5 protein-coding genes are annotated in these 12,838 nt (G+C 52.1%); 3 read left to right on the forward strand and 2 right to left on the reverse strand.

Annotation, left to right across the window (positions count from 1 at the left end; translation table 11 throughout):
- Nucleotides 1-58: 58 nt before the first annotated feature.
- The 3 genes from ACFOEK_RS08335 (at nucleotide 59) to ACFOEK_RS08345 (ending at nucleotide 2,715) form a co-directional block, all read left to right on the forward strand.
- Nucleotides 59-922 carry a TIR domain-containing protein gene (locus tag ACFOEK_RS08335; protein WP_386719050.1) on the forward strand — a complete coding sequence of 288 codons (864 nt, stop codon included), beginning with the start codon at nucleotides 59-61 and terminating at the stop codon, nucleotides 920-922.
- A 22-nt stretch (nucleotides 923-944) separates the two neighbouring features.
- On the forward strand, nucleotides 945-1,652 hold the full coding sequence (locus ACFOEK_RS08340) for an AraC family transcriptional regulator (RefSeq protein WP_386719052.1): 708 nt from the start codon (nucleotides 945-947) through the stop codon (nucleotides 1,650-1,652).
- 109 nt (nucleotides 1,653-1,761) lie between these two features.
- The gene (locus tag ACFOEK_RS08345) at nucleotides 1,762-2,715 is read left to right on the forward strand and encodes a DMT family transporter (protein WP_386719055.1); all 954 of its coding nucleotides are present in this window, start codon (nucleotides 1,762-1,764) and stop codon (nucleotides 2,713-2,715) included.
- 229 nt (nucleotides 2,716-2,944) lie between these two features.
- Here the strand turns inward: ACFOEK_RS08345 and ACFOEK_RS08350 are convergent, their stop codons facing one another.
- Nucleotides 2,945-11,293 (reverse strand): RHS repeat domain-containing protein, encoded by an 8,349-nt coding sequence (locus ACFOEK_RS08350; protein ID WP_386719058.1) that lies wholly within the window; start codon nucleotides 11,291-11,293, stop codon nucleotides 2,945-2,947.
- 68 nt (nucleotides 11,294-11,361) lie between these two features.
- Complete coding sequence (locus ACFOEK_RS08355; RefSeq protein ID WP_386719060.1) at nucleotides 11,362-12,372, reverse strand: hypothetical protein; 1,011 nt, start codon at nucleotides 12,370-12,372, stop codon at nucleotides 11,362-11,364.
- Between the last annotated feature and the right edge of the window lie 466 nt (nucleotides 12,373-12,838).

Consider the following 12,838-nt stretch of genomic DNA (forward strand, 5'->3'; position numbering starts at 1 on the left):
GGAAAGTGCTATCTTAACTTGGTGATTTAATTCATCAAATAAAGAGAAGGGAAGAATTATGAGTGATAAGCCAACTATATTCATTGCTTCATCAACTGAGGCAATTTCAGTCGCTGAAGCAGTGCATATCAAGCTTGAGAACGAAATGAGAGTTAGGCTTTGGGAGAATGCTTTTGATTTATCATCGGTAACCATTACAACACTCATGAATAAAACAAAAGAAGCTGATTATGCTGTTTTTGTCTTTCATCCTGATGATAAGGCGCTTATTAGAGAAAAAGAATATAGCACTGTTCGGGATAATGTAATTCTTGAGCTTGGGATGTTTATTGGTGCTCTGGGGCTGGAAAAGTGTTTTATTCTAGTTCCAAAATCTGCAGAGATAACATTCCGTTTGCCGACAGATTTAGCTGGTGTAACTGCATCATTTTATGATGAGCAGGATCCAGTTTTTACTGATGCAGTAACAGGTAGTTGCGCCAAAATTAAGCAGGCAGTGAAAAAACAGGAGTCAGCAAAGAATATAACTGAATTAACTAGTGAAACTGAGACCTTAAAGCAGCAGTTACATAATGCTCAGTCTCAGCTTTGGAGTATGAACCACGATATCCAAAGAGCTAATGAAAAGTCGCAGTCTTTACTTGAATCGATAAAACTACATTTTTTTTCAATTGCGAAACCTGCAACTCCAGCTGAAATAAAAGCCTGGGAAGAAGGAGCAGAAGAAAGTTATCTAAAAGAAGTAAAAGTCCGTGATCACAATGTATATTTTGTGGATAGAGATGTGATGATTCCTCCATTACATGGCGCTAGCTCTATAGCTATTATCGTGGCGAAAGGAGTTAAGGTTTATGGTATTGATAAGTGGAGTCATAATGAAATTTATTATATGGATGGTTTTAGGACTGATGCTCGCTTATAACTAGATGAAACTGACTTAACTCATGCCCAACTCACTCTCCATTCGCTCCTACAGCCGCCAACGCAGAGGCCATTCCCACGATTATCATCAGTTAGTGTTGCCGTTGCGTGGTGTCATCAATATTGAACTGGAAGGTTATTCTGGCAAGGTGGCACCCGGTGAGTGCGTGGTGATTCATACTGGTACCATGCACCACTTTACTGCTAATGAAGAAGCCCGTTTTGTGGTGGCAGATTTGTCTGATTTACCCGAAAATCTGGCGCAGTCTGACTGCCTGGTGTTCTCCATCACCGCTCCTTTGATCAGTTATCTTAATTTCATCGAGAAGCAGTTAGAGCATCAGGTTAATCCAGAGCTTGAGCGGTCGATGTTCGAAACCTTTGTGCTTTTGCTTTCGGAGCAACACTTCTTTAAGCAAGTTGATCATCGATTACGTGCGGTGTTGGAGCATATATCCGATCATTTGACTGATAAGTTGCTGATTGACGAGCTCGCGAAGGTTGCGTGTCTTAGTCCTACTCAATTCAAGAAAGTGTTTAAAGAGCAGGTGGGTCTCAGTGTGATGCAATACATCACCAAGGAGCGAATGGAAAAGGCCAAAGCCTTGTTGATGCACACCGATTATCCTATTCAGTTGGTGGCTGAACAGGTGGGCTATGCGGATCTCTCATCTTTTGGACGTCGATTTTCAAATCACTTTGGATTATCACCCAAGCAATTCTCTCAATAAATAAACGCCTTTTTAAACGACAATAGCGTCTGATCTGCATAATTTTGTTTTATTCTTCTCTTAGACTTGGTGCATGTAATTAAACATGTCAGTGAGTCGAGGAAGGTCAATGCTATTTCAAGATCATTCAGGGCGCGGTTTGTTCGCTATTGTTATTGCCTGTGTTTTCTGGGGGACGACAGGCACAGCCGCCAGTTTTACTCCTGATGTGAGTCCATTGGCTACTGGCGCTTTTGCTATGGGTGGCGGTGGGTTTTTGCTGGTGATGTTTGCGTTTTCAGAGCTTCTGAACGATTCCTCAAAATTACGAACGAATTGGAGATTGATGTTGGTCGGTGGAGTGGCGGTTGCGCTCTATCCGCTGGCCTTTTATTCATCTATGCGGTTGTCGGGTGTTGCGGTTGGAACAGTGGTCTCTATCGCTAGTGCTCCATTCTTTACTGTGTTGTTAGAGCGTCTGATTGGCAAGAAATTGGTTTCTAGGCTGTGGATGGTGAGCTTTGCAATAGGTGCGATGGGTATCATTTTACTGACCTTGGGTAAGGAACAATCTCAGGTAACAGGCTTGCAGTTATCTATGCATTATCTTGGAGTTTTGTTGGGATTAGGTGCTGGGTTAAGTTATGCACTCTATTCGTGGGCGGCCAAAGGGATGATCGAACAGGGTATTCATTCCAAATCTGCGATGGCTAGCATGTTTGGTTTGGCGGCAGTGGTGTTGCTGCCTTCGTTATTGCTGACCGGAGACCATCTGTTTTCTTCAACAACGAATGCATGTGTAGCGGTGTACATGGCTGTGGTTCCTATGTTCTTAGGCTATGTTTTGTTTGGTTATGGTTTGAAGTTTGTTGAAGCGAGTCAGGCAACCCTGATTACTTTGTTAGAGCCTGCAATTGCGACGGTTATGGCTGTGATGATTGTAGGAGAGCGTATCAGTACAATGGGTTGGATTGGAATGGGGTTGATCTTGTGGTGTTTGTGGATGCAAATGCCAAAAGCATCCTCGATGAATAGAAAAAAACCTTTGGATTCTTCTGAAACCAGCCATGCTGTTGAAGTGTAGATCATGGCTAAGAATCAGATTCTTAGCTTTGAAAGGAAAAGGGTTGGCCTGTGATATGTGAAATTAATGTTTAAAAGAGGGTTAAAGAAAGGAAGATCTGATGATCTCCCTATTTGTTGGTTATCGATATGTCACTTATCTCTTGCTTCGATGAAGCGGACATTACAGATTACGCCAGCGCTACTTCAAAGACTAGAACGTGTTTAAAGACTAAAGCATGGCCAGTTTCCTACGACTGCTGCCACGCAGCCGACGGCCCAACACAGCTCGGCGTAGCGCTTGCCTGCGTCTTGGCGCCTAGTGCCAGGGAATCTGTAATAGCATTCACGTTTTCGCTGGCGAATATGACCATGGCTACTTTGCCGCCGCACACCTTGCTTTCGCTCTTAGTGGTGGCGGACTCGCCTGCGATTTCACCAATTCCGCCTTGCACCGCGCCTGCCAGAGCTGCCTTGCCAAGGCCGTCGCAGAGTGGGTTTCCGAGGATCTTGTTCGTGACTACTTTCTGGGTCATGTTGACACCAGTGCTGATGGTTACGTCCGTGGCAATCTTGATGCCCGTACTTACCGCGGAGGACACAGCGTCCTCGCCGACGGTCGCGACGATGGCGTATGCCGTCCCGGCAGCAGCAGCTGCGGCGAGGCCGTATCCTATAACCCCGGAGGCTGCGCCGGTTCCGAAATGGATGCCCACACCAGCCCATGTTGCAGACGCTGGATGGAACAAGAGATATTGCTGGGTATTGAGTGAGCCTCCCATGAGGGCCGCTCCGCTCACACCTGTGATGGTTTGGGCAACGGTATTGGCGCTAGGCAAGGTTGCCCAAGCGCTTTGACTCGCAGACACCCCCGCTTGGATCTCTCCGCCACTTTCTTCTCCCCCAATGGCGCCGGAGGAGTCTCCACCCTCAGCACTAATATCGACGCTGGAATCGACTCCCGCATCGCTTCCTAGTTCGGCTGCAGCACCGGCGGTTCCCGCTTCGGCTCCCGTTTCGGCCGCATCGGCTCCTAAAAGTGCGGCAAGTCCCGTATCGGCGGCGCCTCCCGTCAGCACTGCCCCTGCAACGAAGGTTGCAGTGAGGGCCGCGCCCACCAGAACCTCCGCCCAAATGCTCATCTCGCCCGTGGGATCCACTAACATCAGAGGATTGCTCGAGGCAAAGGCATAGGGTGTTGCGAGCTGCCGCATAGGGTCGGGAGTGGTGAAGCGCCTCGTCTCTGGGTCATACAGGCGAGCCGCGAAGTTGTAGAGGCCAATCTCGCTGTCCCATTCATGCCCCTGGTAGCGGTACATCATGCTTGAATCTGAGTTGGACTCACCATAGGGGCCGTAGCTGGCACTGTCCTGAAGCCCATTGGCGTCGAAGGTCGCCCACACGGACCCGGTGAGATCCGTCAGGGAGACCACCGGAGTGCCGTTGACCAAAGTCATCAAACGGCCAGTCGGGCCGTTGATGTCTACATACCAGTCGCCATTCCGATAGATGATCCAGCTCTGCGGCAATCCTCCGGACAAGTAGATCTGTGTGCTGGTCTGAGGTTGCGGGCTACCAGTACTCGATACTTTGACCGCGCGCTGGCGCTGGCTACCGTAGCCAAACTGGACGCTGGTTTGCTGATCGAGAGTCTGGATGGTAATGGGCCGGGAGATGCTCTCATCGTAGGTGAATTTACGGGAGTTATCCTGTGTGAGTTGTCCCCGGGCATCGTACACAAACGGATTGCCGGTACCCGATGGTGGAGTGAGCACACCGATTTGGTTCGAGCCCGTTGCACGGGGCATAGCGGTCGTGCCACTTGCGTCATTCACCTGGGTGATATTGCCATTGGCGTCAAGCGTGTAAGTGCTGTTGTCACCTCCTGAGCTGGTCACGGTCTTCAGGCGGCGAAGGTCGTCATATCCAAAGGTTTCTGAGATTTGAGGCACGCCTGCAATGGGAGAGCTCACTTCACGGCTGTGCATGGAGCTGTCAATATTGTAGGTGGACGTAATCACCGTGTTACCGGCCAGTTTCTTGTGGGTGCCCGTAATGGTAGCTGGCAGATTCGGATTCTTTGGGTCGTAGGCGTACTGTGTGGTCCAGAAGTCGCTTCCTTGAGCTGTCGAAATCGCGCCATCTGGCGTGTAGGTGAAGCTTGCGAACTCGCTGCCGCCATTGGTCTTGCCGATTGTTGACGTTCGCCCCAGACCATCATAGCTGTAGAATAGTTTGGATACGCCGGCACCGCCGGGAAGTGTCACTGTGGTGACCTCACCGAGGCTGTTATAGCCATAGCTAATCTGCGCGTTGTGCTCTGCGATACCAGACACCGTCTGTACTACCGTGTCGGGTAGACCGTTCGACGTGTAGGTGTAGGTCTCCTTCACCACACATGAGCTGCCGTCCTCCGCGATGGTGGTTGTTGTTGCTGTGGTGAGGAGCCCGACTGCCTTGGAGTCGCTGCCGTCGCCATCAAAGGTGGAAACAACGGTGATTTGTTGGCCAGAGCTGGGCCAGGTCAGGTCGTCAGCATGATTCTGAAGAGTTTCACGTGTATAGGAACCATCCAGACGGCCGCGCTCCAACTCACGTCCCAGCCGGTCGAACTTGGTGTAGAGCACGAAGGCCTGCTCGTTGCCGGACACGCTTGGAATTGTGAAGCGAAGACGGTTCATCGCATCGTACACAAGCTGCGTAGTGCCCGAATCCGGGTCGGACATTTCGATGACGTTGCCCGAACCATCGAAGGCGCGTGATTGCTGCATGGCCTCTTCACTCGCTGCGAAGAACTGCGGCAGCTTGAGTTTGGCACTTGTCTCGGGGCCGTTGGTGTCGGCGTATGAGCGCGTCATGCCATATTCGATGAGTGTGTCACCTGTGGCGTCCTCCCACTTTGCGCCCACGAGGCGATTCAAATGATCTCGTGCCGCTTCGCCATGAACCTGAACGTCAGTGCCTTGGGCCCGGTAGACCGAGATGCTCCGGTCTCCCTCGGTGACCCCTTCGTTTGCACTTGTGGCGCCAAGGTCGATAAGCGTACTTGAGCTACCGTCGAGATTGATTCCGTGCTCGTTGCCAGGACAACCGACTTCCTTACGTTTGCTACGGACTGATCGCTCGAAGCGTATACCATAGTAGGGGTAATCATTGTCCGTCGGGTAGTTGGTCGCCACGTCTCCTGACATCGCCCAGGTGTCGTCATTGTTCAAAGCTTGGGTGTTCGTCACGAAGGTACGAGCGTCGATGAGGTTCGGGTTGAAGGCCATGCGCTTTGAGCTCACCTGAGAGCCCTTCACCACACGAGATGTGGCGAGTTGGCGCCCAAGCTGGTCGAACACGCGTCCGCTCATCAGGCTGTCGTCCTCCAGCAGCTGGTGAGACTGGATAGCATTGCCGTTGGCGTCGGCGTAGCTTACGCCCATGCGAATGCCCGAAGCTACAGTCAGGTTGCGCAGGGTTACAGGCCCATTGCCCGTGGAGATCGAGATGGTCTGGTCGGTGGACTCACAGGCCTCGCTGAAGATGAGCTGGCCGTCGGCAAAGAAATACATGTGGCCATGATGGAGGACCGCCAGCCATTGTTGCGCGTAGTTCGATGGGCTGAGGAGGGGTATCCATCCGTTAGAAGATGAATAGTTTGAGTTCGTGCCATCCCATTGAATCTTAATTCCCCCGAGGACAAGCCCGAAGGTTTGTTTGTTGGATAGGTCTGGCTCTACATACAGCGCGGTGCTGTCGCCAGCGGGAGGGTGGCGATACATCAGGGAGCCACTGTCCTTACTGTTGACGATGGAACCGTCGTCGCGCCCCCAGAAACCGGAAGACACGTGCCAGCGGTTCTGCCATCCGGCTTGGTCGCGGAAGGTCTCAATGCTCCCACCACCAGCGGATTGAACGGTCACGGTGCAACTTGGATGCGTCAGATTGAGTTTTCCATTGCTTACCCTTGGTTGCACGACGCCTGCCACCGAAATGCTCTGGGGCTGCGAGTCCGGAGTCATGGTAAAACCGTTTGCACCCCAGGCTGTGAGGGTCGAGCGGGTGGCGCGGCCACTGGCATCCTGGGTTGTGAGCAACACATGGGTAGTGGGGTCATAGGTGGTAAGGGTCACCGCGCTTTTGAAGGGCGCGATCACGATCATATCAAGCCAGACAATGACATTGCTGTTGTTGCTGAACGTCACCTCAAGCGAACCGCCAGCCTCGGTGTCGATAGTAAGCAGTGTGTAGACCCAGTCCTCGCTGTCGTGCTCAATATCCTGAGTGGTGACCGTCGCAGAGCCGCTTGGCGGAGTATAGCTGAGTTCTAGCTGAGGTGCGCCAGTCTGAGGCGTGCCATTGTCACCCTGTTGGATGTGTGAGCGAATGCCAATCATCATCTTTCCAGCCACAGTCGACGTGGTGGGTGATGATATGGACGAAGACGGATCAAAACGACCGGATTGTACACCCGAATAGGCCACTTGGTTGTCGTAGACCTGTGTGGGTGTGGAGGTCCAACCGGACCGCTCTTTGTAACTCTGGAAGCCTATATAAGCGCACTGCTCTGGTTCGGCGTCGACGAAGGACGCCATCATAAGCTGTTCGCTGTCATCCCATAACTGCACGTAGTTTGTCCCCATCGGGTCCTGTGCGCTGTAGAACTGGCCTGTACTGGTGCGCCCAGTCAGACGCTGTGCACTACGCCAACCTGCAGGCGGTGTTTGGTTTGTGCGGTAGGAAGCGAAATCGAAGGCATTGGCGGTTCCGTACGCAAGCCATTTAGCGTCTGGGGCTGGTGTGATCACATCGCCTTTGTCGACAGGCACCGCACTTTTGAAACCGATCCGCGTAGTCGCCTGGGTTTGCAGTACTGTAGTTCCAGCGCTGGTACTGCGAGTATCCATAATCTGGGCAACGTCGGCGATGGCGCCGATGGCAATGGACGGCTGTTCACCGACCTGCTGCACATAGCGGTAGGTTCGGGTGTAGGTTTCAGCTGTGCCGTGTGCGGTTTGGTCGCGCTGCTGGGTGAGCTTTTGGCCGTTGAAGGGGAGCCCATTGGGGTTTTCGTAATCTGTGGTGGTGACGGTTGTGACATCGTTCGATAGGATCGTGGTCTGGGTGGGGAATGCCACCGAGCCCCGTAGTTGTATGCTACCCGACGTTGGCGATGTGGCGACTTGTGTGTATACATCGTATGAAAGGGTCTTGGAATATACCGGCATCGGAGGGTTTTGCCCTGACGCCAACTGCTCGAACACCTGAGTTCGGATTAACATGCCGTCCAGTTGGCGGTAGTAGTCGGTTCCGGTTCGCTCGGCCATACCGTTGTAGTACATTTGCTCGAACCATCCGAGCCCGTTTGCAGTGGTTGTCTCCGAGCCGATGTACACGCTTGATGCGTAGTACTGAACCACAGAACCCGAGGCATCGCAGCCGACGGTGCTTGTATCCCGGTAGATTGTTGAGACGAAGGGCTCATTGATCCCGTCATCGGACGTGATTTGGGTGACAGGGTAGTGGTGAATCGGCCCGGTCACGTTCCCGGCAGCGAACTTATGCAGCGTCACCGAGGTTGCGGAATCGAAGCTTGTGTCATTGCTGGAGAACGACACGAACATCTGGTTACCCGGGGCACCCATGCCGTAGCTGGGATTGTCGATCAGACGCTCATCCGAGTATAAGGTGTCGTCGAGCACTTCGCCATTGAGTAGACGGAGAATGCGAAGCTGGCGCACTTCGCCGGTGCCGGTGCCATAGGTGATAAAGTCGGGGCCCTGGTTGATCAGGGAACTCGAAATAAAGTTTGTATCCGGATTCGCATCCCAAATATTGTAGGCCGCCGGTTGCTCGAGTACATCGCCCCAGTTGTTTGCGGCTCTGCGGAAGTACACGAGTGGACCAATGACGAGCCAATCCGAACCATTCACGGATACTTGAGCATCGACGGTCTGATTGAGTGCGTTTACATCGTTGCTGTTGCTGTCGGGTTGCTCCCACAGGGACCAATTCTCAGACACGCCGATGGATGCATCGTAGGACAGCACACTGACGCTGTAGACTGTCCCCTGTTGGGTTGCTGCAAGCCGCACAGCAAAGTCCGCGCCGTAGGCGTAGCTCTGGGTGATTGGACTGTCGTTGTCTGGCACGAGATCATCCCTCTGTTCCCAGCCTGAGGCGCTTGTCCGGTACACGTGGCCACAAATCCCCACAAGAGTGTCTTCGACTACGACGGGGCTCCACGAAAGGAACTGTCCATTAAAGGTGCGGGTGGTTGCCGATTCGAACGGGTGGACCTGAATTGCGTACCCGGCGTCCCACTCAACAATGGTAGGCTGAAAGATCGTTTCAACATCGGTAGTAGAGTTGAGCAGGGAAATCGCGATGACGTGACTCCCGCCGGTCATAGCAAGTCTGGCCGCGTCGTCAACCTGGATGTCGATATTCACGGGGGCGTGAGACGTCCACTGAGACATTTCATCCACAGTGTGAATCGTGAGTTTGCCATCGGTGGTGAGCAAGCCCAGGTAGTTTTCACTCGTCACGGCCCAAGCGAAACCTGAAAGTTGGATCTGCGAGCGCACTAATTGTCCCCGGGCCCAATCGTAGGTGAAGGTGTCGACGTATCCCGCAACGCTCCAATCTCCGCTGTAGGTCTGCAGCACGGAGAAGAAGCTAGTGCCACCGTAGAGTTCGGCCTGAGCCGGGTATTCCAGCGGCTTATCGACGGCAATGGTCTGTACATTGTTTGTATCGGGGTCGTAGATTGAGGCGAACTGCCACTGGCCGGGCTGGCTGGGGTCGCGCTGGAATGCATACACTCTGAACTGCCAATCACTGTTAAAGAAGGAGATCGCGACGAAGTCCTGAGCTGCGAAAACCGCGAGGGTGTCGATCCGCACGGTGCCATTGTCTAATAGCGCACTGGGTGGATTCGGATTCCAGGTGATCCAGCGCCCATCCCAAGTGTCGATTTGCAGGCTCATGCCCGTCGAGGACGGATTAGTGAACAGGGTTGCGCTGTAGTCAGGCCCGAAGTAGACCCGAGGCGAAGCGCCATCGAGTTGTGCCGGTTGGGGGGATTGGGGTGACGGGTCGAGCACAGCGGTCCGTTGCAGGACATCATAGCTCTCTCGTTCGTATTTATATGTCGTCAGAGCCCCTTGTGCCGCCTGTTGCGTGAGTAGCGCCCCGACCTGGTGACTCTCGCTTGGGTTATGAGGATCTTGAGGGGTCTGATCATAAGTGAACTTAATCCGAGGAAGTACGGGGCCAGCATTACTATTTTGCTCGATATAATTCAGAAAGCGTTTGTAGGTATCTCGCTCCAGATCACCCGTATAGTTGGTGACGTTCTTAACATCATGGCTGAACTTGATCTCGAACATGTTCTGGGATGCATTGGTGTGCTTCACCTTGATGGCATACAGTGAGAAGGTCTCATAAGGTGTTTGGTAATTGCTCGGGCCTGTACGGGGGGTTGTATTGTCATCGGGGGGTGTCACGCCATTATTGTGAGGGTCCACATACTCGCGTATATCATTGGACCAGACCTTCGGCTTGTAGTCGAAGGTGATGGTATGACCCGTGGCATCGACGATTTTGCCTATGTACATAGCGGTGGTGTACGGCAAGCCGCCTTCACCAAGTAACTGCTCGGATTCTTGCACAATGTGGGTGGTCGCGTCTGGCGTCCAAGTGTTGTAGGAACAGGTGATGGTGTTGCCGTAGCGGTCTTGAATTTGGCAACAGTACCATGCGGCCGCTACCTGAACTTGATTGGCTGCACCTTCATTCGCCACAGTGCAAAAGCCAAGGGGCTGACCGCTGGGAGAGCGCTTCCAAACCTCCCAACGGATGCTGTTGCCGACGGATTGCGCATAGCCGTTAGCATTGTCAGCAATTTGGCCACCAAAGGACTTTCGCACGCCGTGCACGCTGACGATTACCCAGCGCTCGTACCCTGGGTAGTAGAGGATCTTCTCAAAGTTGTAATTGGTAGCTTGATAAATTTCGCCACCATCGTGCACATATAAAGTGTTCTCATCATCGGAAATTACAAGGGTGTATTCTTGTTGGAGCTTATCGTCGGCGAACCACCATTTGTTCGATGCGATGAGTTGAGTCTTCGTGGTCGAAGAGAGTGCCAGTCCGTTGGCCAGGAACTGGCTTTGAATAATATCGGGAACGGTCCCTCCATCGACCAGCCCGCATGATTGGGCGTCAGATATGGTAAACAGCATCGGCATCCAACTCTGGCGGACAAGTTGATTGGCCGAACCGTTGTCGTAGAGGGTGTATTGACGCGTGGAGGCGACGGGGGAGAGATCCGTACTGCGCTCGATGTAGGTGAGGGGGAGGCTCCAACCCAGGCCGATGACACTCGTGGGTGCCTGAGCGTTATTCTGGAGCGCCTTGAGCGCGACATTGCTCTGGTATTGGATCGCGACGGAGACGCTCATGGCGTCGGATGGCCCGGGCAGTGAGACCAGACTTTGGGTCAAGTTGACGTCGCCTCGGAACAGGTTGACAGATTTAGCAATGCTCGCGGCTCCAGATGTTCCCATCTGTCCGTTGCGAATCGGGGGGGACTGGGTTGTAGACGTGGTCATGCGTTTTTTCCTCCAAGCAGCGAAGTACTCCGCCTGCGCGGAGTGCGATTAACATCAGAAAGTCTGTATTAGTCCGTCGGTTCTTGTGGCTGATTCGTTTCCACTGGCTGGTTCACGCCTACCGCGATCAGGCTGACATACGAGACGTCATCGTTCTGATTGTTATCGTTACCATTGATGACAGCGGATGCGCCCTGATCGATGCTGAGGACGGAGTCCTGGAAGGAGAAGTAAGGCTTGTAACCGTCGTTGCTGTCGGCGTTGACGCCGCCACCAATCTTATAAAGTGTGTGCTGGTTCGATTTGAAGTCCGCGTGGAGGGCTGTAATGAGAGGGACGGCGTATGTGATGCCCTCGCCGAACGCGACCTTAATTTGATCGCTCGTCTGAAGTTTCGTTTGGCCGCTGCTCGTTTCTACTTGCTTGATTTCGAGAAAGGCCTCGTCCTTCGCCGTCACCCCGAGGAAGTTCGCGAATGCCTGGCTCGTGCCCGAATGCTCAGAGCTGTTCTTGAATTGACTTTGACCGGTGATAGTGAGCTCGTTGTTATCGACCTTTCCCAGAGTGTATATGTCCAGTGCCTGAATTTGCTCGTGATCGCCGTATGACGTATTGCACCCGCTCCAGAACGCGGAGTACTCGTCAACATCGAGTGTGAACTGGCTTTGGTATTGCGTGGGTGGGCTTGTGTTGCAATCGACTGTCTGTTGGGTAGGGCCAAAAGACACCTGTGCGCTGTCCACCTCGTCGACATTAGCGATACACACGAATTGGATGTACGAATTCCATGTGTCCAGATCACCGTTATCGCCGTCCATCGAAATCTCAGGTGTAATGGTTACCTGATTTTTATTGTCAGTAGTATTACCACTACTGGTGCTTATCGAGGGACTCTTACCGATGGGATCGATCTTGAGCGATTTGATCTTGTCGCTCTTCTTGAAATAAAAGCGCCAGTCAACGATGCCAATCAAGTAGCTCTTCACGTTATCGCTATCGTTGAAGATGAAGCTCAAACTATTATCATTAATCATTTTTGAGACTTGGGTTTCTGGGGCCAGTAGAATTCGGTATGCCATTTATCACTCTCCATGTTAGCCGCACTTGGTTTTCAAAAGTGATACATAGAACAGGTCTCTATACAAGGTACACGGCTGATAATGGTAACTATTTATTAATTTAATGAAGAAACCACTAAATTCATTATTAATGAGAGGCGAATGGCTTATTTCTACTTTTGAAAAATTAACGGCATTACTTTACTGATTCATAGTATTTCCATGAAAAGTGAAAGGTTTCAGAAATCGTTGAAGTTATTTCTTTTTTTGCTGAGGTTTGCTGCTGAGACTAACGGTCTGAATCTTCATGAATTTCAAGATACGGAGCTCCAAGTTTTTTTTTATCTGCAACTACAGCAGTCACTTTTTGTCCAAATGTTAATTGCACTGTTGGCTTTTAAATAGCCCCGGATAGATAGCCGTCCACCTGACTGCAGAGATAAGCCCATTCGTAGTCCTTTTCGATTTGCATGCGTAGATGTTTTCG

The sequence above is a fragment of the Litoribrevibacter euphylliae genome (assembly GCF_042646085.1).
Classification (GTDB): Bacteria; Pseudomonadota; Gammaproteobacteria; order Pseudomonadales; family Litoribrevibacteraceae; genus Litoribrevibacter; species Litoribrevibacter euphylliae.